Here is a 21,285-nt window from a genome sequence, read left to right on the forward strand (position 1 = left end):
GCAAAGCACCACATGCCGCGGAGCACTACCCGCGCGCCGACCCCGCGGAGCCCCGGTTCGCGGGCGCGCGCCACCCCGGTGGGGGAAGCTGGAGGCGAACGGCCGGAGCGGCGGAGAACCGCCCCCGCACGCGGTAGAACAAAGGGGTGTCGGCACGGTGAGGGTGTGCCCGGGAAACGGCGAAGGCGGGGCGTGCGATGAGTGCAGCGGGGTCGTTCCCGGCCGGCGGTGACCGGCCGGATCCCGGGCCGGCGCGTCCCAGCGGCCTGCTGGACGTGCTGCGCGTGGCCTCGGTGGTCCTGGACACCGAGGGGCGCATCACGCTCTGGAGCCCGCAGGCCGAGGAACTGTTCGGCTACAGCGCGCGGGAGGCACTGGGCCAGTACGCGGCCCGGATCATGGTGCACGAGGAACACCTGGACCTCGTGGTGAAACTGTTCGCCGACGTCATGCGCACCGGTCGGAGCTGGGCGGGCGCCTTCCCCATCCGGCGCAAGGACGGCGGCACCCGCCTGGTGGAGTTCCGCAACATGCGGCTGCTGGACGACCGGGGGGACGTGTACGCCCTCGGCCTCGCGGTGGACCAGTCGACCGTGCGCCGGCTCGAACGCGACGTCGCCCTGACCGCCCGGATCGTCGCCCAGTCCCCCATCGGCCTGGCCGTCCTGGACTCCGCGCTGCGGTACGTGTCGGTGAACCCGGCACTGGAGCAGATCAACGGCATCCCGGCCGAGCAGCACCTCGGCCGCACGGTCCGGGAGGTGGTGCCGCTGCTGGTCGTGGACGCGATCGAGGACGCCGCCCGTGAGGTGCTGGACACCGGCCGGCCCGCCGTCGACCTGTTCACCACCGGCCGCACCCCGGCCGACCCGGACGAGGACCACGCCTGGTCGGTGTCCCTGTACCGGCTGGAGAACGCGCTCGGCACGGTCCTGGGCGTGGCCATGTCCCTGGTGGACGTCACCGAGCAGTACCGGGCGAACGCCGAGGCCGAGAGCGCGCGGTGGCGGCTCGCGGTGATCGCCGACGCCACCGCCCGGATCGGCACCACCCTGGATCTCGACCGCACGGCCGGCGAACTCGCCGACGTGGCCGTGCCGGAACTGGCCGACGCGGCGGCGGTGGACCTGCTGGACACCGTGGTGCGGGGCCGGCGCAGCGCCCTCGGCCCCACCGAGGCGGCCGTGATGCGGCCGCTCGCGGTCCGCTCGGTGGACGCGGTCGACGTGGTGCCCGCGGCCGACCCGCCGGGCCGGGTGACCCGCTACCCTCCGGACCGGCTGATCACCGAGTGCGTGCGCACCGGACTGCCCGTGATGGTGGCGCGGGTGAAGGACGAGGACCTCGCCCGGATCGCCCGTTCCCCGGAGGCGGCGGGGCTGCCGGCGCGGGCGGGCGTCCACTCGTACCTGGCCGTGCCGCTGATCGCGCGCGGGGAGGTGCTCGGCGCCCTCGACCTCAAGCGCACGCGCACCCCCCGCCCCTTCGACGAGGACGACCTGCTGCTCGCGCGGGAGCTGGCCTCGCGCGCGGCGGTGCAGATCGACAACGCCCGCTGGTACCAGAACGCCCGCGACACCGCCCTGACCCTGCAGCGCAGTCTGCTGCCGAGCCATCCGCCCGTGACGGGCGGCCTCGAGGTCGCCTCCCGCTACCAGCCGGCCGGTGCCACCAGCGAGGTGGGCGGCGACTGGTTCGACGTGATCCCGCTGGACGACGACAGGACGGCGCTCGTCGTGGGGGACGTGATGGGCAGCGGCATCCCCGCCGCGGCCACCATGGGCCGGCTCCGCACGGCGACCCACACCCTCGCCTCCCTGGGCCTGGACCCGGCCGTGTTGCTGGAACACCTGGACCGGATCACCGGCGGGCTGGACCAGGCGATCGCCACCTGCGTGTACGCCGTCCACGATCCGCGCGAGCGGCGGTGCACCCTCGCCAACGCGGGGCACCTGCCGCCGGCCCGGGTCCGGACCGGCCGCCCACCCGAACTGCTCGACCTGCCCACCGGCGTGCCCCTGGGCGTGGGCGGGGTCGCGTTCTCCACGACCACCGTCGCACTGGAGCCGGGCGACCGGCTGGTGTTCTACACCGACGGTCTCGTGGAGACCCGCCGCGATCCGCTGGACGAGCGCCTCGACCGGCTGCTCGCCCTGCTGGACCGGCCCGGTCACTCCCTCGAGGAGGTCTGCGACCTGCTCCTGCGCACGCTGCGCGAACCCGACAACTTCGACGACGTGGCCCTGCTGATCGCCCGCGCGACGGCACCGGACGACTGAGCCCGGCCGCGTTCCGGCACCGGCGCCCGGCCACCGTCCGCCACCCCGGCCCGACTCCCGCCTGCCACCCCGGTCCGGCTCGGCCCGGTTCGGCCCGGTTACCGTCCGCCGCGCCGGACCGGCAGCGGTCTGACGCCGATCACGACATGGGCGTACCGCTCCTCGCAGACGGCCAGCCGGGTGCGCAGGCCGGCTCCGGTGAAGGCGGCGACGGCGGCGGGGGCCTGCCGGCTGCTGGTCTCCACCAGGAGCCGGCCACCGGGCGCGAGCCATCCGGGTGCCCCCTCGGCGACCCGTCGCAGGACGTCGAGGCCGTCCGCGCCGCCGTCGAGCGCGACGCGCGGCTCGTGGTCGCGGGCCTCCGGCGGCAGCAGGGCGATGTCGTCGCTGGGCACGTACGGCACGTTCGCCGCGAGGATGTCGACACGGCCCCGCAGCACGCCGGGGAGCGCGTCGAACAGATCGCCCCGGTGGACCTGCCCGCCGAGGGCTGCCACATTGCGGCGGGCGCAGCGGACCGCGGCCGGGTCGATGTCGGCGGCGTGCAGCTCCGCCGTGCCGAGTCCGGCCGCCAGGGCCGCTCCGACGGCGCCGGTGCCGCAGCACAGGTCCACCACGACGGCCGCGCCGGCCGTCTGCGCGAGAGCCTGTTCGACGAGGAACTCGGTGCGTCGGCGGGGGACGAAGACGCCCGGTTCCACGGTGATGCGCCGGCCGTGGAAGTCCGCCCAGCCGACGACGAGTTCGAGGGGCAGTCCGGCCGCCCGGCGCTCGACCATCGGGGCGATGTCGGCCGGGGTCGGGGCGGCGGCGGTGATCAGTTCGGCCTCGTCCTCGGCGAAGACGCACCCGGCGGCGCGGAGAGCCGCCACGACGGAATCCCGGGACGGGGGGCCGGGCGCGGGTGAGGGCGGAAGGTCAGGACGCGGGGAGGGTCCGGACGGGGTGTGCGGGGTGTGAGGCAAGAGCCTTGGGCCTTTCGGGAGCCGAAGGGCGCTCCCGCGGTCACACGCTGCCGGTGAACCGCGTCGCTTCGAGAGGGGAGCACCCGATCTGACAAGCGGTGATGGGTCCCACCTCCTTCGGCCTCCCGGCCGGGTCGGTCCGCGGCCGGACGGCCACAGTACCCGACGATCTCCCGGTCGTGCGGTGCGATGCGGCCTGGCGGCGCACGGGCCTTTCGCACCGCGTACCGTTGAACGCGGAAACACTTCAGCACCAGCCGTCACGGAAACACCGATCACGTGAACATCACCCGAGGCTTCACCGGCCGCCCCCGTGTGCACCATCCCGGACTGCCGCCCGGTCAGTACGACGCGGGCGACGAGTGGCCCGTCCTGTCGGCCGAGGTCACACCCGACCTCGCCCCGGCCGACTGGACCTTCCGGATCGACGGGCTGGTGGCGGAGCCCCGTACCTGGGACTGGGACGAGGCGCACGAGCTGCCCCCCTCGGCGTACGAGGGCGACATCCACTGTGTGACCGGCTGGTCGAAGTTCGGGGTGCGGTTCGGCGGTGTCTCGCTGGACGCGTTCCTGGACGTGGTCCGGCCCCATGGGTCGGCGACCCATGTGGTGGCGTACGCGCACACCGGCTACACCGCGAACCTGCCTCTCGCCGATGTGTCCGGCGGCCGGGCGTGGATCGTCTGGGAGTACGGCGGACGGCCGCTCGACGCCGAACACGGCGGTCCGGCGCGGCTGGTGGTGCCGCACCTGTACTTCTGGAAGAGCGTCAAGTGGCTCGCGGGGCTGCGGCTTCTCGACCACGACGAGCCGGGCTTCTGGGAGGGCAACGGGTACCACCCGCGCGGCAACCCCTGGGAGGAGCAGAGGTACTCCGGTGACTGAGCTGACGACGGAGACGGCCGGGGCGACGGAAGCGCCCGGGACGGCGGGGACGGTGCGCGGCGCTCAGGAGCGGTTCGCTCCGCCGACGCGGTTCGCTGTGCCCGGCCGCATCGCCGTGAGCCCGCAGGACGCCTCCGTGTGGCGGACGGCCACACTGACCGGGATCCGCCGCGAGACGCCCCGCGTGTCCTCCTTCCGGTTCGCCGTGCCCGGCTGGCCGGGACACCTGCCCGGCCAGCACCTGATGCTGCGGCTGACCGCCGAGGACGGATACGTGGCCCAGCGCCACTACTCGATCGCGTCCGCCCCGGACGACTCCGGGCACATCGAACTGACGCTGGACCACGTCGAGGGCGGCGAGGTCTCGGGCTGGTTCCACACGGTGGCCCGCCCCGGTGACCGGATCGAGGTGCGGGGCCCGCTCAGCGGCTTCTTCGCCTGGCCGGCCGACCGGCCCGCGCTGCTGGTGGGCGCGGGCTCCGGCGTGGTCCCGCTGTGGTCGATGGTGCGCTTCCACCGGTCGCGGGACATGAGGGTGCCGCTTCGGCTGCTGGTGTCGACGCGCAGTCCCGAGGACCTGATCTTCGCGCGCGAGATGCGGTCGGAGACCACACCGGTGTTCACGCGGAGCGCGCCGGAGGGTGAGGCCGTGGGACGTCTGGGGGCGGCCCATGTGGCGCCGTTCATGGCGAAACAGCCTCCCGGTGGGTGGGAGGCCTATGTGTGCGGTTCCAACTCCTTCGCCGAACACGCCTCCCGGCTGCTGGTGGCGGCCGGTCAGCCCGTGGAACGCATCCGGATCGAACGCTTCGGCTGACGCCGCTCCGGCGCCCGTCCGGACGGTGGGACTCGACGGGCCCGCACGCGCGCCCGGTGACGTGGTGCACGTGTGGTTCGACTCCCCTGAGCGTGCCGTGCCGCCCCCGGTCGACGACGCCTCCGTCCGGCAGTACGGCATCGGCGTGGGGACCGCCGCGGAGGGCGGCACGGTGGCCGTGGTGCTGCTCGCCCACCGCGCGGTGCGCCGGGTGGCGGTGCGGCGGAGGCCGGCGGAGTGGGAGCGGGCGTGGGCCCGCACCGGGCCGGAGCGGACGCACCGCGGGGTGGGAGCGGGGCGGGACGCGCGACCGGCCGAGACACCCTGCGGAAAACGCTTTCTGCGGCTTTCACCTGTGGTTTTCACGGAACCCCCTGGCGGCTTTCCGGATGATCCACGTACGGTGTCCTCGCTTCGCACTGTCTCTTCACGAAGGCGGTCCCTGATGGCCCTGTTCGACCTCCCCCTCGACGAACTGCGCGAGTACCGCAGCGAGTCCACGGCGCCCGAGGACTTCGACGCGTTCTGGTCCAAGACGCTCGACGAGGCGCGCGAGCACGATCTGGACGCGCGTTTCGAGCCGGTCGACACCGGACTGTCCACGGTGCGGGTGTTCGACGTGACGTTCGCCGGGTTCGGCGGTCATCCCGTGAAGGGCTGGCTGACGCTCCCCGCCGGGGCGGACGCCCCGCTGCCGCTGGTGGTCGAGTTCATCGGCTACGGCGGCGGCCGCGGACTCCCCCACGAACACCTGCTGTGGGCGTCCACGGGCCGGGCGCACTTCGTGATGGACACCCGCGGACAGGGCAGCGCCTGGGGTGCCGGCGGCGGTACGGCCGACCCGGTGGGAGGCGCCCCGGCGTACCCCGGGTTCATGACCCGCGGCATCGACGCGCCGGCGAACTACTACTACCGCCGGGTGTTCACCGACGCCGTCCGCGCGGTGGAGGCGGCGCGGTCGCATCCGCTGACCGACGCGAGCCGTACGGTGGCCGTCGGCTCCAGCCAGGGCGGGGGCATCGCCCTGGCGGTGGGCGGACTGGTGCCGGACCTGGCGGGCGTCGCGCCGGACGTGCCGTTCCTGTGCGACTTCCCGCGCGCGACGACGCTCACCGACCGGCACCCCTACCGGGAGATCGGCCTGTACCTGAAGACGCACCGCGGCCGCTTCGACGACGTCCTGCGCACCCTGTCCTACTTCGACGCCGTGCACTTCGCCGCCCGCGGCCGCGCCCCCGCGCTGTTCTCGGCGGCCCTGGAGGACCAGACCTGCCCGCCCTCGACGGTGTTCGCGGCGTTCCACGCCTGGGCGCACGAGGACAAGGCCATCGAGGTGTACGACTTCAACGACCACGAGGGCGGCGGACCGTTCCACGAGGCGGCCAAGCTCCGCTGGATGCGTTCGTACATCTGACCTCCGGCCGGCCGCCACGGCGCCGGGAGGAGCCGGTCGCCACCGGCCGGCGGGGCAGCCGTGCCGCGCTGTCCCGCCGCGGCGTTCGTGCGGGCCGGCCGGGGAGCGCGGGCCCGTCAGGCACCCGCTACCGCGCCGCCCGTTCCGCGACCACCAGCCGCACCTTCGGACTGCCGTCGGCCCGCCGCCCGAACTCGGGCAGCGGCCAGAACCGGACCCCGAATTCGGCCCTGCCCAGCTCCCGCCACATCTCACCGAAGCGGAAGCCCCGGTAGTACATGACGAACGGCGGCCGCCACACCGCGTTGCGCACCCGCATCGCCGCGTCGAACCCCCACAGCAGCCCGTAGGTGTACGAGCCCGGCCGCGGCGGGGCGACCACGGGGAACACGAAGCGCCCGCCCGGCCGCAGCACCGAGTGGACCTGGCCGAAGAGCCCCGGCAGCTCACCCGGCAGGAAGTGGCCGAACGCCCCGAAACTCGTCACGAGATCGAAGTCCGGGCCGAACGGCAGGTCCCGAGCGTCCGCCCGCACCCAGGTGACCGGCGGCCCCGGCGGACGGGTGCGGGCCCGCGCCACGTCCAGCATGCCGGCGCTGAAGTCCACGCCGGTGACGCCCTCCCCGCACACCTGCCTCAGCACGTCCACACCCGCCCCGGTGCCGCAGCACAGGTCGAGCCCCGTACCGAACGGGCCTGCCCGCCGCAGCGCCGACACCGTGGCGTCGAGGACCGAGTCCGGCGTGCGGAAGGGCGTGTGGTCGAACTTGGGCGCGAGGAGGTCGTAGCCGCGTTCCACGGACGACAGCGCCTGGACGGCGAGTTCACGCAGGCGAGGGCCTTCGGGGCTGAACATCGGTTCAGCCTAGAGGAGGGGCTCCGTCCGCAGGGGTCACCCCGGTGCCGACGCGCCCCCGGCGGCCGGCCGCGCGCCGAGGTGTGGCATCCGGGTGCTCGGCGGCGCTCTGCGGCCCTGGCAGCGCTGGGTTCCCGGGGCCCGTTCCTACGTTTGCGGTATGACTATCGGATTTGCCTCACGGGTGGCCGTGCCGACCTGCGCGCTCTGCGCGGCGGGTCTGCTGGTGCTGGCACCGGCCGCGGCCGCCACCGGTACGGGCGTCGATCCCGGGCCCCGGGCCACGCCCGCGGCCGCCTCGCTGCTGTACCGGCCCGGCACGCATGTCCGCCCGCACCGCGGAACGCCCGCGGTCCCGGACCTGTCCGCCCGATCGTGGCTGATCGCCGACGCCCGCACCGGAGAGGTGCTGGCGGCACACGACGCGCACCGCAGGCTGCCGCCCGCCAGCACCCTCAAGACCCTGTTCGCCCTCACCGTGCTGCCGGCCCTGCCGTCCGGCATCCGGCACCGGGTCGGCGCGGAGGAACTGGAGGACGTCGGCCCCGGCAGCAGCCTCGTCGGGGTCGCGGAGAACCGGACGTACCGGGTGGCCGACCTGTGGAACGGGGTCTTCCTCAGCTCCGGAAACGACGCCGTGCGCGTGCTGGCCGGGCTGACCGGCGGCTGGCGGGACACGGCCGAGCGGATGCAGGCCAAGGCCCGCTCCCTGGGCGCCCGGGACACCCGGGTGACGTCGCCCGACGGCTACGACGCGCCCGGACAGGTCTCGTCCGCCTTCGACCTGGCCGTGTTCGGGCGGGCCGGACTGCGCAATCCCGAGTTCGCCCGGTACTGCGCCCTGCGGGAGGCGCGGTTCCCGGGACGCGACGGCGACTCCTACGGGATCGTGAACACCAACCGGCTGCTCACCGGCGCGGACGGCGTGGCGCCGTACCGGGGCCTGATCGGGATCAAGAACGGCTACACCAGCGACGCCGGGAACACGCTCGTGGCGGCCGCGCGGCGCGGCGGGCGCACGCTCGTGGCGACGGTCATGAACCCCCGTTCGGACGACGGGTACGCGGTGTACGAGGAGACGCGCTCGCTGCTGGACTGGGGGTTCGCGGCGGCCGGGCGGGTCGACCCGGTGGGCTCGCTGGACGCCCTGCGGACCGGACCGCTGCGGGGGCCGGAGGCGGAGTCCGCGGCGGTGCCGGCCGCCCGGCGGCAGGACGGGCCGGGCCGGCCGGTGTCGTGGACGATCGCCGGCGCCGCCCTGCTGGGCGGGGCGGGGACGGCGCTGTTCCTGCGGCTCAGATGGGGTCCGGTGCCGGCGGGCTGACCGCGGCGCGCGGGCCGGAGGACGGACCGGCCGGGGCGTTCACGCGCAGGCCGGCGCCCGCACCGGATCGAGCGCCGGCACCGGGCGCACCTCGCCGACCGGCCGCCCGCCCCCGAGCAGCGGCTCGCCGGCGAACGCCGCGAGCAGTGAGGCGTCCACACCCGCGAGCGCCAGCGCCCCCGCGGTCACGGGCACGCGCGCCCGGGACGCACCGTCGGCGATCTTCACGGCGACGGCGCGGCCGTCGGGCAGGGCGGCGACCTGCACACCCTCGAAGCCGTCCTTGGCGAGCAGTCCGGGCACGGCCCGCATCAGCGCGGCCACGTCCCGGCCGGAGCCGGAGGCCATCTCGGCGTGTTCGCGCATCGCGTCGGCGACGCGTGCCCCGGGGGTGTCCGGCGCGGCGGTGGTGAGCCGGGCGGCGGCGACGGCGAGACCGCGCAGGGAGACCGCGAACAGCGGCGCGCCGCAGCCGTCCACGGTGACCGTGGCGACGCGCTGCCCGGTGAGTTCCTCGACCACCTCGGCGATCGCGCGCTGGAGGGGGTGGGCGGGGTCGAGGTAGTCGTCGAGGGACCAGCCGTTCAGCCGGGCGGTGTACAGCATGGCGGCGTGCTTGCCGGAGCAGTTCTGGGCGAGCCGGGACGGCGGGCGGCCCTGGCGCACCCAGACGTCCCGGACGGCCGGGTCGAACGGCAGGTCGGGCACGTTGCGCAGGTGGTCCTCGGTCAGTCCGGCCCGTTCGAGGATGCGCCGGGTGCCCGCCAGGTGGCGCTGCTCCCCCGAGTGGCTGGCCGCGGCGAGCGACAGCAGCGCGCCGTCGAGCGGCAGCCCGGCGCGGACCATGGCCACCGCCTGGAGGGGCTTGAGCGCGGAGCGCGGATAACAGGCCGCCTCGCTGTCGCCGATCTCGAAGCGGACGCCGCCGTCGGCGCCGAGGACGACGACGGAGCCGTGGTGGACGCCTTCGACGACCCCGCCGCGTATCAGGTGGGCGACGGGGGCGTGCAGGGGCTCGCGGATCGGGGGCGGGTCCACGGGGAGGCTGCTGTACATCACACTGCCTGGGGTCGGTCGTGGCGCGGCGCCGGGCGCACGATGTCGGTGAGGGTGGTCTCGACGCGGTCGAGATGGTGGGTCATGGCGTCCACGGCGTCGCGCTCGGAGCCGTCGGTCAGCGCGTTGAGGATCGCCCGGTGCTCACGGTCGGACTGCCCGCGGCGGTCGCCGAGTTCGTTGAGGAACGCGGACTGGCGGGCCAGCGCGTCCCTGATCTCCTCGATGACCCGGCGGAACACCGGGTTCTGGGCGGCCTCGGCGACGGCGAGGTGGAACAGGGTGTCCATCGCCACCCACGCGGCGGTGTCGGTCTCCCGCTCCATCCGGTCCAGGAGCCGCGCCAGACGGTCCAGGTCCTGCGGGGTGCGGCGCCGGGCGGCGTGCCCGGCGACCGGGATCTCGATGTGCCGGCGCACCTCCATGAGGTCGCCGGCCGCGTAGTCGCCGAAGGTGGGGTCCTGAACGGCGTCGGCCACGACGAACGTGCCCCTGCCGGTTCTGGAGACGGTCAGGCCCATCGTCTGCAGGGCCCGCAGGGACTCACGCAGGACGGGCCGGGAGACCCCGAGGGTGCGGCACAGCTCCGCCTCGGAGGGCAGTTTGTCGCCGATCGCGTACTCGCCGCGCTCTATGGCTCCGCGGAGGTGGCCGAGCACCGCCTCCATTGCGCTGACGCGCCGCGGACCCGCACCACCTGTCTGGCTGTCTGACAGGTTCACGCCTCGATCGTGCGGGGCGGGCCGGAGCGCTGTCAAGGCGGGGCGGGGTAAGGCCCGCCACACTCGCCGGTCCGCGTTCCGCCGGAGGTCATGACCACAGCGTCTCGCCCACGGCCGCGCCCGCGAAGGCCGCGGCCAGGGCGGCGGTCACGTTCGCCGCGACGTTGAGCACCGCGTAGCCGCGGGCGCCGGTCTCGGCCAGACGGAGGGTCTCGTAGGAGAACGTCGAATAGGTGGTCAGGGCGCCGCACAGGCCGGTCCCGAGCAGCAGGCGGAGGTCCTCGCCCACGGCGCCCGCGACGGCCGCTCCGGTGAGCAGGCCCAGGACCAGGGAGCCGGTGACGTTGACGGTGAAGGTTCCCCAGGGGAACACCGAGTCGTGCCGGGACTGCACCGCGCGGTCGGTGAGGTACCGCAGCGGGGCGCCGACCATGGCACCCAGCACCACGTACAGCCAGTTCATCGGGTCCCTTCGTCCGGCCGGGCGGTGCCCGGTCGGCGGACGGCCTCGCAGCGGTCGAGCAGGACCAGTCCGTCGGGGACGAGCGCGTCGAGTTCCGGGAGGAAGGCCCGTACGCGCTCCTCGGTGTCGACGACGACGACCGCCACCGGCAGCTCGTCGCCGAGGGACAGCAGCCGGGAGGTGTGCACGACGGAGGACGCGCCGAAGCCTTCGACACCGCGGAAGACACTGGCGCCCGCGAGTCCCGCCGCGTGCGCCCGGTGGACGATCTCCGAGTACAGGGGCCGGTGCCGCCAGGTGTCGTTCTCCCCGACGAACACGGTCAGGCGCGTCACGGTGCCGGTCGGTCGTGTCATGGGTGCCTCCTGACGAGAACACGGCGGGTCGCCGCGGCGGCCGTCCACACGGCGGCGAGGGCGGCGACGGGAGTGGCGACGAGGCAGGCCGCTCCCGCCGCCTGGTGGCCGCCGTCCAGCAGGTCACGGACGTCCACCGCGTACGTCGAGAAGGTGGTGAACCCGCCGAGGACACCGGTGCCGAGGAACGGGCGGACCAGGGGGTGGGCGGTGCGCACCTCGGTGACGATCACCATGAGGACGCCGATGGCGGCGCAGCCGGCGACGTTGACCCCGAGGACGGTCCAGGGGAAGGCGCCCGCCGGCGTCGGCCACCCGAGCGTGGCCGCGTAGCGGGCCGTGGCTCCCGCCGCCCCGCCGAGGGCGACCGCGGCGAGGACGGGGGCCTGGGCGCGCATGCCGGGCCGGGCCCGGCGGCCCTCGTTCTCCGGGGCTGTCACCGTCGTACGTCTCCCACTCGCTCGGGATCAGCGTAACGGCCGGACGGCGCCGCGGGGCACTCGGCCGGGTGCGCTACCAGCCCTTGCCGAAGACCTGCGCCACCTCGGCGATCCGCATCTCGTCGCGCCGGTAGCGCAGCCGGTCGGCGGAGGTGCTCAGCAGGCCGAGGGCCGTGAGGAGCCGCAGGTGGGTCAGGGCGGCCGGGCGGGGCACGCCGAGCCTCGTGGCGATGTCGTCCGCGGTGAGACCGTGCTCGGCGACAGCGGGTTCGCTCAGCCACGCCAGGATGCGCAGCCGTGTCCCGTCGACGGGATTCCTCAGCATCTCGTACACCTCCGCACCGGATTCCTCCTCCGGTGCCCTCCCACTGTCCCGCGACCGGGGCCCCGGTGTCCCGGTCTGCCGGTACCTTGTCCGGGACCCGACGTCCCCGCGGCACAGGGCGGTTCGGCCGTCGGCGCACGGTGGCGGCGGGGCACCGGCCGGAGTGCGGCGGCCCCCTGCCCCGCACCGGCCGGGGCAGGGAGCCCGGGTGTCACCTGTGGCGGAACCAGGCCGTCGCGGGCAGCGCGCGGTCGTCGTAGCCGAAGAGCGCCTGGTTCTCCCAGCCGTTGCCGGAGGAGGGGTCGGCCGGGTCCCAGCCGTTGCCGTCGCGGGCGGTCCAGGTGGCCTCCCAGTAGAAGACACCGAGGCCCCGGCCGTCCGGGACGGCCTCCACGATGCTCGCCACGTCGTTCATCCAGCGGGTCTGGCCGGTGGTGGACGCCGGGTAGCCGGGGACGAGTTCGCCGTCGAGGTCGATGATGTTCTCGAGGCCGTCCTCGCTGTCGAGCCGGAACGGGTAGGCCGTCTCGGCGACGAAGACGGGCTTGCCGTAGCGGCCGGCGGTGTCGTCCAGGGTCGTCTGGAAGTCGTGCAGGGTGCCGTGCCAGTAGCCGTAGTACGACAGGCCGACGGCGTCGAAGCGCACGCCGTGGGCGACGGCGTTGTCGAACCACCAGCGGGTGCCCTCCAGGTCGCCGCCCTCGGCGAGGTGCAGCGCGACGACCGTGGAGGGGCTGACCGCCTTGGCGGCGTCGTAGCCCGCGTTGAGCAGTCCGGCGAGCCCGCTCCAGTGGTCCGTGGAGCCCTCATTCCACAGCATGCCGCCGTTGATCTCGTTGCCGACCTGCACCATGTCGGCGGTGGTGCCCTGGGACTTGAGGGCGGCGAGCACGTCGTGGGTGTGGTCGTGGACGTCCTTCTTGAGCTGTCCGTAGCCGTGTCCGGCCCAGGCGGCGGGCTTGTACTGCTTGCCCGGGTCGGCCCAGGTGTCGGAGTAGTGGAAGTCGACGAGCAGCTTCATGCCCTGCGCCTTGATCCGCTTGGCCATGGCCAGGACGTGCGCCTTGTCGTTGTAGCCGTCGGCCGGGTCCACCCAGACCTTCAGGCGGGCGTAGTTCATGCCCGCGGACCGCAGGACGGCGACCGGGTCCCCGGCGGAGCCGGAGGCGGTGCGGTAGACGCCGCCCCGGGCTTCGCTCTTGGGCAGCGAGGAGATGTCGGCGCCCTTGACGGACAGGCCCGAGGTGCCGCGGGCGAAGGTCAGGTCGTCGACGTTGATCCAGTTGCCGGCGCGGGCGTCGCTGGTGACGCCGACGGTGCACTGGTTGCTGGTCACCCTGACCGGCACGACGATCCGTATCCAGCCGGAGTCGGACACCGGCAGGCCGGTGCGCTGCTCGGCTCCGCCGCAGTTCCTGAGGACGAGGTGGGCGGAGTTCTGGCCGCCGCCGGAGCGGACCCAGGCGGTGAGCCTGTAGTCGCCGTTGGCCAGGCCCGACAGGTACTGGTACGTCTCCACCTTGTAGGCGGAGGAGGACCAGTGGGTGAGGCGGTGGCCGCCGTCGCGGCCGCCGGACTCCGTGTAGGAGGCGGCGGTGTCGCCGTACTCGGACCAGCCGGCCGGTATGGCGGCGCCCGAACCGCCGCTTTCGAAGCCCGCGTTGGTGAGGGTGCTCGCGGCCGTCGCGGTCCGGGCGGGCAGGGTCGTGAGGGCGAGCCCGGCCACGAGCGGCGGCAGCAGGGCGCGGAGTGTGCGTCCGGGATGGAACATGGGCGTTCGTCGTCCCTTCGACGTGGGGGTGGGGGTGCCCCGGACCCGGGGAGGGGCCGGGGCCACCCTCCGCCCGCGGCCGGTGTGCTCGCGCGGGCGGAGGGGAGTCACGGCTCAGCCGTCGAGTCGCACGACCCGGACCGCTCCGGCCGGGACCGGCAGGCGGCCGACGGCGCGTTCACCGGTCAGCAGTTCGGTGCCGGACGTGTCCAGCGGCACCTTGGCATCGGCGGCGGTGTGGTTGATCACGAACAGGAAGGTGCCCGACTCGCCCGTGCGGCGCACCACTTCGACGTCGCGGGGCAGGTCGGTGCGCGGGGCGAGACCGGCGTCCTCGGCGGCCCGGCCGAGGAGGCCGGCGAGGCCCTCGGCGCCGAGACGGGTGGAGACGTACCAGGCGGTGCCGTCGCCGAGGCGGTGCCGGGTGACGGCGGGACGGCCGGCGGTGAGGCCGTCGGTGTAGGTCCACACGGTCTCGGCGCCCCGGGGCACCACGAACTCCGTCCAGACGTCGGCGTCGAGTTCCGCCTCGCCGGGGCCGGTGAGGCGGACCCGCTCGCCGCGCAGCAGGGGGGAGAACTCCTCGACGGTCAGGCCGAGAACATCGCGCAGGGCGCCCGGGTAGGGGCCCTCGTGCACGGCGTCGTGCTCGTCGACGATGCCGGAGAAGTACGACACGACCAGGGTGCCGCCGCCCTCGACGTACTCCCTGAGGTTGTTCCCCGCCGCCTCCGTCATCAGGTACAGGGCCGGTACGACGACGAGGGGGTACCTCGACAGGTCGGCTTCGGGGTGGGCGAAGTCGACGGTGAGGTGGTGGTCGTAGAGGGCCTCGTAGTAGGCGTCGGCGCGTTCGCGGGCGTCGTGGTCCTCGCTGGGGCGCCAGTCGAGGTTCTGCGCCCACCAGGACTGCCAGTCCCAGAGCACGGCCACGTCGGCCTCGGTGCGGGTGCCCCGGACCGCCGCCAGCGAGCCGACGGCCGCGCCGAGTTCCGTCACCTCACGGAAGACACGGGTCCCGGTGCCGCCGTGCGGCAGCATCGCGGAGTGGAACTTCTCGGCGCCGCGCCGGGACTGGCGCCACTGGAAGAACATCGCGCCGTCGGAGCCGCGGGCCACGTGGGCGAGGGAGTTGCGGGCCATCTGGCCGGGTGCCTTGGCGGGGTTGCGGGGCTGCCAGTTGACGCCCGAGGTGGAGTGTTCGAGAAGCAGCCAGGGGGCGCCGCCGCCGACGGAACGGGTGAGGTCGGCGGCCATGGCGAGGTTGACGTGGGTGCGGCGGCCGTCGGTGATCAGGTAGTGGTCGTTGGTGACGAGGTCCACCTCGCGGCCCCAGGCCCAGTAGTCGACGGAGTCGCACTGGCTGAGGGCGGTCATGAAGTTGGTGGTCACCGGGACGCCGGGCGTCAGGCGGTGCAGGATGTCCCGCTCGGCGGTGAAGTTCTCGCGCATCGTGGCGTCGGCGAACCGCCTGTAGTCCAGCGCGTGGGCCGGGTTGCCGGCCGTGGGGGTCGCGCGCGGCGGGTTGATCTCCTCGAACGAGGCGTAGCGCTGCCCCCAGAAGGCCGTTCCCCAGGCTTCGTTGACGGCCTCGACGGTGCCGTACACGGTCGCCAGCCAGTGGCGGAAGTGCGCGGCGCAGGAGTCGCAGTAGCAGGCCGAGACGGGGACGCCGTACTCGTTGTGGACGTGCCACATGGCGAGCGCGGGGTGGTCGCCGTAGCGTTCGGCGAGCCGGGTGGTGATGTTCGCGGCGGCGGCCCGGTAGTCGGCGTTGCTGTGGCAGATGGCGCCGCGGGAGCCGAACTCCAGGCGCACTCCCTCGGCGGTGACCGGCAGCGCGTCGGGGTGGGCGCGGTAGAACCAGGCGGGGGGCACCACGGTGGGCGTGCCCAGGTCGACGCGGATGCCGCCCGCGTGCAGCAGGTCCAGGCTGCGGTCGAGCCAGCCGAAGTCGTACGCGCCGGGCGAGGGTTCCAGCAGGGCCCAGGAGAAGATCCCGGCGCTCACCATGGTGACGCCGGCCTCCCGCATCAGCCGGACGTCCTCGTCCCAGACGGCCTCCGGCCACTGCTCGGGGTTGTAGTCCCCGCCGAACGCGAGCCCGGTGAGGCCCCTGGGGGTGGATTCCGGCATGGATTCTCTCCCGATGAGTCGAAGTTCTGAGAACGTGCACACACATTCTCTGCCGTGCGAAGCCCACAAAACCGCACAGCAACAACCATTGACAAGTGTCCGATGTGTTTCTCTACTGTGAACGCTCACAGAAGCATGGCTGGTCTTCGCATCGGGCGGAGGCCCCAGGTCAGGGGAGAGATCCATGCCGTACACGAAGCATCGTCGCCTCGTGAGTTCCGCCGTCGCCGTCGCGCTCGGCGCCTCCGCACTCGCCGCCTGTGGCTCGTCGTCCGACGACGACGGCGGGGCCCGGCCGGGTCCGGTGTCACTGACGTACTGGACCTGGACGCCCGGCATGGACAAGGTCGTGGACCTGTGGAACAAGGGGCCGGGCAAGGAGGAGCGGATCACCGTCACGGTGAAGAAGCAGGCGTCCGGCGACACGCTGGTGACCAAGATCCTCACCGCGCACAAGGCCGGCAAGGCGCCCGACCTGGTGCAGGCGGAGTACCAGGCGCTGCCCACCCTGGTCAGCAATGACGCGCTCGCCGACATCGGCGACACGGTGGGCGACGCGAAGAGCAAGTTCGCCGAGGGCGTCTGGCAGCAGACCACCCTGGGCACGGACGCCGTCTACGCGGTCCCCCAGGACATCGGGCCGATGATGTTCTACTACCGCGAGGACCTGTTCAAGGAGTACGGCCTCACCGTGCCGGCCACCTGGGACCAGTTCGCCGAGACCGCCCGGAAACTGAAGAAGGCGGCGCCCGACAAGGACCTGACCACCTTCTCCGCCAACGACTCCGGGCTGTTCGCGGGCCTCGCCCAGCAGGCCGGCGCCCGGTGGTGGACCACCTCCGGCGACCGGTGGAAGGTCGGCATCAACGACGCGGCGACGAAGAAGGTGGCCGAGTTCTGGGGCGGTCTGGTCGCGGAGGGCGCCGTCGACAACCAGCCGATGTACACCCCGGCCTGGAACAAGGCCCTCAACACCGGCAAGCAGATAGCGTGGGTGAGCGCCGTGTGGGCGCCGGGCACCCTGACCACCGCCGCGCCCGACACCAAGGGCAAGTGGGCCATGGCCCCGCTCCCCCAGTGGGACGGGGGCGGGAGCAGCACCGGCAGCTGGGGCGGCTCCTCCACCGCCGTGACCACGGACTCCGGGAACAGGGAAGCCGCCGCGAAGTTCGCCGCCTGGCTGAACACCGACGGCGAGGCGCTCAACGCGCTGGCCAGGGAGAGCGGCATCTACCCGGCCTCCACCTCGGCCCAGCTCAGCGGCGCCTTCACCAGCCCGCCGGAGTACTTCTCCAACCAGCCCGACTTCTACACCAGGGCCGCCCGGATCGCGGAGACGACCGCGCCCTCCGCCTGGGGACCGAACGTGAACGTCGCCTACACGACGTTCAAGGACGCCTTCGGTGCCGCCGCGAAGAACAAGTCGGACTTCACGGCCGCCCTGGACGCCATGCAGCGGGAGACGGTCGCCGACCTGAAGAAGCAGGGCTTCGGGGTCGCGGAGTGAAGTCCCCCGGCCGCCGGAAGCCGGACGGGGCCGGGAGGGCCCCGTCCGGTCGCCCCTCCCCCACCGCCCTCAGGCCGGCGCGCGGCGCCCCCTACTTCTTCCTGATCCCCGCGGCCCTCCTCTTCCTGCTGTTCTTCGCGCTGCCCATCGGGTACGCCGTCTGGCTCAGCTTCCGCAAGGTGCGGGTGTCCGGCCTCGGCCTGGGGGCGGGCGCCCGCGAGGAGGTCTGGGCCGGACCGGAGAACTACACCGGCGCCCTGTCCGACGGCGAACTGCTGAACGGCGCGCTGCGGGTGCTGGGGTACGGCGGCATCGTGGTGCCGGTGATGCTGGGCCTGGCCCTGGTGTTCGCGCTGATGCTGGACTCCGACCGGGTGCGGCTCGCCCCCTTCACCCGGCTCGCGATCTTCCTTCCCTACGCCGTTCCCGGTGTGGTGGCGGCCCTGCTGTGGGGCTTCCTGTACCTGCCGGACGTCAGCCCCTTCTACTTCGTGCTGGACAGGCTGGGGCTGCCGCAGCCGGATCTGCTGGACGGCGGCCCGCTCTATCTGGCGCTGTCGAACATCGCGGTCTGGGGCGGCACCGGCTTCAACATGATCGTCATCTACACCGCGCTGCGGGCGATCCCCGCCGAGGTGTACGAGGCGGCGAGGCTGGACGGCGCCGGCCCGCTGCAGATCGCGCTGCGGATCAAGATCCCGATGGTGGCGCCCTCGCTGGTGCTGACCTTCTTCTTCTCGATCATCGCGACGCTCCAGGTGTTCAACGAACCCACCACCCTCAAACCGCTCACCAATTCCGTGTCCACCACCTGGAGTCCGCTGATGAAGGTCTACCAGGACGCCTTCGGCAACGGCGACATCCACGCGGCCGCCGCCCAGGCGACGATCATCGCGCTCGCCACCCTGGTGCTGTCCTTCGGGTTCCTGCGGGCCGCGAGCCGGCGCACCAAGCAGGAGGCCGCACGATGAGTTCCCTCCCCCTGGCCGGGGCCGCGCCGGCGGCCGGCACGACCCGCGCTCCGGGGCGCCGCCGCCGGATCGCCCTCGTCCCGACCGTGACCCTGCTGCTGGGCGCGCTGTACTGCCTGCTGCCGGTCGCCTGGGTGGTCGTCGCGTCCACCAAGTCGGGCTCGGAGCTGTTCTCCACGTTCACGTTCTGGCCCGGCACCGGCTTCGCGGAGAACCTCTCCGACCTCGGCGCCTACCGCGACGGCGTCTACTGGCAGTGGATGGGCAACTCCGCCCTGTACGCCGGTCTGGGCGCACTGCTGTCGACGTGCGTGTCGGCGGTCAGCGGCTACGCCCTGGCGACCTACCGCTTCCGGGGCCGCGAGACGCTGTTCAACGTGCTGCTCGCCGGTGTGCTGATGCCCCCGGTGATCCTCGCCGTGCCGCAGTACCTGCTGCTGGCGCAGGCGGACCTCACCGACTCCCACCTGTCGGTGCTACTGCCGCAGATCCTCTCCCCGTACGGGGTCTATCTCGCGCGGATCTACGCGGCGGCCGCCGTGCCGGCGGACGTGGTGGAGGCCGGACGGATGGACGGCGCGGGCGAGTGGCACATCTTCACGCGGGTGGCGCTGCCGATGATGGTGCCCGGTCTGGTGACGGTCTTCCTGTTCCAGTTCGTGGCGATCTGGAACAACTTCCTGCTGCCGTACATCATGCTCAGCGACGACGAGAAGTTCCCGATCACCCTCGGCCTGTACACCCTGCTCGAACAGGGCGCCAGCACGCCGGCGCTGTACACCCTGGTGATCACGGGCGCGTTTCTCGCGGTGTTCCCGCTGGTGGCGCTCTTCCTGGTCGTCCAGCGGTTCTGGAGCCTGGATCTGCTGTCCGGGGCCGTAAAGTCATGACCATGGGCAACACGGGGGGCAGGCGCAAGCCGCCGACGATCCACGACGTGGCGCGCGAGGCCGGTGTCTCGCGCGGCACCGTCTCGCGGGTGCTCAACGGCGGCCACTACGTCAGCCCCACCGCGGCGGAGGCGGTCAACGCCGCGATCCGCAAGACGGGTTACGTCGTCAACCGGCACGCCCGCTCGCTGATCACCGGCCGCTCCGACTCGGTGGGCTTCCTGCTCACCGAACCCCAGGAGCGGTTCTTCGAGGACCCCAACTTCAACGTCCTGCTGCGGGGTTGTACGCAGGCACTGGCCGCGCACGACATTCCGCTGCTGCTGATGCTGGCCGGTACGGACGACGAACGGCGGCGCATCACCCGGTACATCACCGCCGGGCACGTGGACGGGGTGCTGCTGGTGTCCAGCCACTCCGGCGACCCGGTGGCCGAGGAACTGCGCGCCGCCGGAGTGCCGCTGGTCGCGTGCGGGAAGCCGATCGGGCTGGGCTCGAAGGTGAGCTACGTGGCCGCCGACGACCGGGACGGGGCGCGTGACATGGTGCGGCACCTGCTGGCCCTGGGCCGGCGCCGGATCGGCGTGGTGACCGGCCCGCAGGACACCCCCGGTGGCGTGGAACGCCTCGCCGGTTACCGGGAGGTGCTCGCGGAGGCGGGCGTGGAGGCCGACGAGCGGCTGGTCGTCCCCGGGGACTACAGCAGGGCCAGCGGCGAGGCGGCCGCCGAGCGGCTGCTGGCGCGGGCCCCGGACGTGGACGCCGTGTTCGTGGCCTCCGACCTGATGGCGCAGGGGGTACTCACCGCGCTGCACCGGGCGGGGCGCCGGGTGCCGGAGGACGTCGCCGTCGGCGGTTTCGACGACTCGCCCGCGGCCGTCGCCGCGACTCCGGAACTCACCACGATCCGTCAGCCGTGGGACCGCATCAGCGCGGAGATGGTGCGGGTGCTGCTGGCCCAGATGGGCGGTGAGGACCAGGCGGCGGTGATCCTGCCGACCGAGCTGGTGAAGCGGGACTCGACGTGACGGGCGCACCCCCGCGACCTGCCCGGACGGGCCGCCCCGGGCACGTTCATTGAATTTCGAACGAGTGTTACCGTTCGAGTATGGGAGCGACGGCGGCCGGCGCGCGGCTCGAGGAGCGGTGGCGTGACATCCTCGCGGTGCACGCGCGCACCCTGGGCGAGATCGACCGCGCGCTGCACGCGTACGGGATCGGCGCGTCCGACTTCGAGGTGCTGGACCTGCTGGCGGCCGGGACGGCCCGGGAGGGCGGGCAGTGCCGGGTGCAGGACCTGGCGGGCCGGGTCCACCTCAGCCAGAGCGCGCTGTCCCGCCTCGTCGCCCGGCTGGAGCGGGACGGCCTGGCCGAGCGGGCGATGTGCCCGGAGGACCGGCGCGGCGTGTACGTGGCGCTCACGCCCCGGGGCCGCGCCCTGCACGCCGAGGCACTGCCGCTGCAGCGGGCGGCCCTGGCCCGCGCCCTGGGCGGCCGGGCCGGGTGATCCCCGCGGGGCCGCGCCCCGGCACGCGGCGGCCGGTACGGGTCAGGGGCGGGCCAGCAGGGTGCGTACTCCCTCCGAGGTGAGCGTGAGGCGGTGCTCGGAGCTGCCGTCGATGGTGAGCGACAGGTCGTCGGCCGGCCATTGGGCGGCCAGCGCCCCGAGCGGGACGAGGCGGTAGCGGGAGACGAACGGCAGCAGTCCCGCCATCTCCAGCTCCGAGGTGAACACGGGCACCACGTGGTCGCCGCCCGGCTGCTCCAGCACCGGCAGTGCCACGGCGCCCGGGTCGGCGGCCTCCTCGTCGCCCGCGTCGTCGGGCACCGGGATCAGCACGTCGCTGTCGGCGAGGGCGTCCAGCGCCGCCGTGTCCTCGGTGTTCACGGACAGGGTGTCCAGGGCCCGCTGGGCGGGCGTGGGGGCGTTGTTCTCGTGCGCGGGTGTTTCCATGACAGATTCCCTGCTTGCGGCGGTCGTGCGGACCGCCCGGGACACGGTCCGCCCCGGGCACAGTGCTGGACGCATACCCGATCGGATGTCGCGCAACCATGCGAATCCCGGTGCCGCGAGCCCTCACGGAGACCCCCTCGGGAGCGCCCAGCCA

General features: G+C 73.5%; 21 protein-coding genes. 10 read left to right on the forward strand and 11 right to left on the reverse strand.

The genetic code is table 11. The features are described 5' to 3' along the window. Positions 1–197: 197 nt before the first annotated feature. Positions 198–2,279: a SpoIIE family protein phosphatase gene (locus tag IE172_RS09240; RefSeq protein WP_190096636.1), complete on the forward strand. Its 2,082-nt coding sequence runs from the start codon at positions 198–200 to the stop codon at positions 2,277–2,279. A gap of 98 nt (positions 2,280–2,377) precedes the next feature. On the opposite strand, the gene IE172_RS09245 is transcribed toward IE172_RS09240, so the two are convergent. Further along, positions 2,378–3,151: a putative protein N(5)-glutamine methyltransferase gene (locus tag IE172_RS09245; RefSeq protein WP_190096637.1), complete on the reverse strand. Its 774-nt coding sequence runs from the start codon at positions 3,149–3,151 to the stop codon at positions 2,378–2,380. A 372-nt stretch (positions 3,152–3,523) separates the two neighbouring features. On the opposite strand from IE172_RS09245, the gene IE172_RS09250 reads away from it, so the two are divergent. The 3 genes from IE172_RS09250 to IE172_RS09260 all read left to right on the forward strand — a co-directional run bounded on the left by IE172_RS09250 (position 3,524) and on the right by IE172_RS09260 (position 6,360). Next, positions 3,524–4,129 (forward strand): sulfite oxidase-like oxidoreductase, encoded by a 606-nt coding sequence (locus tag IE172_RS09250; RefSeq protein ID WP_190096638.1) that lies wholly within the window; start codon positions 3,524–3,526, stop codon positions 4,127–4,129. A 52-nt stretch (positions 4,130–4,181) separates the two neighbouring features. Next, complete coding sequence (locus tag IE172_RS09255; RefSeq protein WP_438817010.1) at positions 4,182–4,946, forward strand: ferredoxin reductase; 765 nt, start codon at positions 4,182–4,184, stop codon at positions 4,944–4,946. Between the two features lie 445 nt (positions 4,947–5,391). Further along, on the forward strand, positions 5,392–6,360 hold the full coding sequence (locus IE172_RS09260; RefSeq protein ID WP_190096639.1) for an acetylxylan esterase: 969 nt from the start codon (positions 5,392–5,394) through the stop codon (positions 6,358–6,360). Between the two features lie 127 nt (positions 6,361–6,487). Here IE172_RS09260 and IE172_RS09265 read toward each other — a convergent pair whose 3' ends face one another. Further along, positions 6,488–7,216, reverse strand: coding sequence for a class I SAM-dependent methyltransferase (locus IE172_RS09265; protein WP_190096640.1), 729 nt, complete (start codon positions 7,214–7,216; stop codon positions 6,488–6,490). Positions 7,217–7,376: 160 nt separating this feature from the next. Here IE172_RS09265 and IE172_RS09270 point away from each other — a divergent pair, with 160 nt between their 5' ends. Further along, positions 7,377–8,540 carry a D-alanyl-D-alanine carboxypeptidase family protein gene (locus IE172_RS09270; protein ID WP_190096641.1) on the forward strand — a complete coding sequence of 388 codons (1,164 nt, stop codon included), beginning with the start codon at positions 7,377–7,379 and terminating at the stop codon, positions 8,538–8,540. Positions 8,541–8,579: 39 nt separating this feature from the next. On the opposite strand, the gene IE172_RS09275 is transcribed toward IE172_RS09270, so the two are convergent. The 8 genes from IE172_RS09275 to IE172_RS09310 form a co-directional block, all read right to left on the reverse strand. Then, positions 8,580–9,596, reverse strand: a complete 1,017-nt coding sequence (locus tag IE172_RS09275) for an asparaginase (RefSeq protein WP_190096642.1) — start codon at positions 9,594–9,596, stop codon at positions 8,580–8,582. Beyond that, on the reverse strand, positions 9,596–10,318 hold the full coding sequence (locus IE172_RS09280; RefSeq protein ID WP_190096643.1) for a FadR/GntR family transcriptional regulator: 723 nt from the start codon (positions 10,316–10,318) through the stop codon (positions 9,596–9,598). Before IE172_RS09280 ends, IE172_RS09275 begins: the two co-directional genes overlap by 1 nt. Before the next feature lie 88 nt (positions 10,319–10,406). Further along, complete coding sequence (gene crcB, locus IE172_RS09285) at positions 10,407–10,781, reverse strand: fluoride efflux transporter CrcB (protein ID WP_190096644.1); 375 nt, start codon at positions 10,779–10,781, stop codon at positions 10,407–10,409. Continuing rightward, a complete protein-coding gene (locus IE172_RS09290) occupies positions 10,778–11,137 on the reverse strand; it encodes a DUF190 domain-containing protein (RefSeq protein ID WP_190096645.1) in 360 nt (119 codons plus the stop codon). Before IE172_RS09290 ends, crcB begins: the two co-directional genes overlap by 4 nt. Next, positions 11,134–11,577, reverse strand: coding sequence for a fluoride efflux transporter FluC (locus IE172_RS09295; RefSeq protein WP_431987054.1), 444 nt, complete (start codon positions 11,575–11,577; stop codon positions 11,134–11,136). The genes IE172_RS09290 and IE172_RS09295 overlap by 4 nt, the downstream gene beginning before the upstream one ends. A gap of 73 nt (positions 11,578–11,650) precedes the next feature. Then, positions 11,651–11,902, reverse strand: coding sequence for a helix-turn-helix domain-containing protein (locus IE172_RS09300; protein ID WP_190096646.1), 252 nt, complete (start codon positions 11,900–11,902; stop codon positions 11,651–11,653). Between the two features lie 211 nt (positions 11,903–12,113). Further along, the gene (locus tag IE172_RS09305) at positions 12,114–13,673 is read right to left on the reverse strand and encodes a glycoside hydrolase family 53 protein (RefSeq protein WP_190096647.1); all 1,560 of its coding nucleotides are present in this window, start codon (positions 13,671–13,673) and stop codon (positions 12,114–12,116) included. 114 nt (positions 13,674–13,787) lie between these two features. Next, positions 13,788–15,809: a beta-galactosidase gene (locus IE172_RS09310; protein ID WP_190096648.1), complete on the reverse strand. Its 2,022-nt coding sequence runs from the start codon at positions 15,807–15,809 to the stop codon at positions 13,788–13,790. A gap of 184 nt (positions 15,810–15,993) precedes the next feature. On the opposite strand from IE172_RS09310, the gene IE172_RS09315 reads away from it, so the two are divergent. The 5 genes from IE172_RS09315 (at position 15,994) to IE172_RS09335 (ending at position 20,684) form a co-directional block, all read left to right on the forward strand. Then, entirely contained in the window at positions 15,994–17,316 is a 1,323-nt protein-coding gene (locus IE172_RS09315) for an ABC transporter substrate-binding protein (RefSeq protein WP_190096649.1), read from the forward strand. A gap of 101 nt (positions 17,317–17,417) precedes the next feature. Then, on the forward strand, positions 17,418–18,287 hold the full coding sequence (locus tag IE172_RS09320) for a carbohydrate ABC transporter permease (RefSeq protein ID WP_190096949.1): 870 nt from the start codon (positions 17,418–17,420) through the stop codon (positions 18,285–18,287). Continuing rightward, on the forward strand, positions 18,284–19,177 hold the full coding sequence (locus tag IE172_RS09325) for a carbohydrate ABC transporter permease (protein ID WP_190096650.1): 894 nt from the start codon (positions 18,284–18,286) through the stop codon (positions 19,175–19,177). Before IE172_RS09320 ends, IE172_RS09325 begins: the two co-directional genes overlap by 4 nt. Then, the gene (locus IE172_RS09330; RefSeq protein WP_190096651.1) at positions 19,174–20,205 is read left to right on the forward strand and encodes a LacI family DNA-binding transcriptional regulator; all 1,032 of its coding nucleotides are present in this window, start codon (positions 19,174–19,176) and stop codon (positions 20,203–20,205) included. Before IE172_RS09325 ends, IE172_RS09330 begins: the two co-directional genes overlap by 4 nt. 80 nt (positions 20,206–20,285) lie before the next feature. Next, positions 20,286–20,684, forward strand: coding sequence for a MarR family winged helix-turn-helix transcriptional regulator (locus tag IE172_RS09335; RefSeq protein WP_190096652.1), 399 nt, complete (start codon positions 20,286–20,288; stop codon positions 20,682–20,684). Between the two features lie 42 nt (positions 20,685–20,726). Here IE172_RS09335 and IE172_RS09340 read toward each other — a convergent pair whose 3' ends face one another. Continuing rightward, positions 20,727–21,131 carry an SseB family protein gene (locus IE172_RS09340; RefSeq protein ID WP_190096653.1) on the reverse strand — a complete coding sequence of 135 codons (405 nt, stop codon included), beginning with the start codon at positions 21,129–21,131 and terminating at the stop codon, positions 20,727–20,729. Between the last annotated feature and the right edge of the window lie 154 nt (positions 21,132–21,285).

It is taken from the genome of Streptomyces griseoflavus, assembly GCF_014649995.1.
In the GTDB taxonomy this organism is placed as follows: domain Bacteria; phylum Actinomycetota; class Actinomycetes; order Streptomycetales; family Streptomycetaceae; genus Streptomyces; species Streptomyces griseoflavus.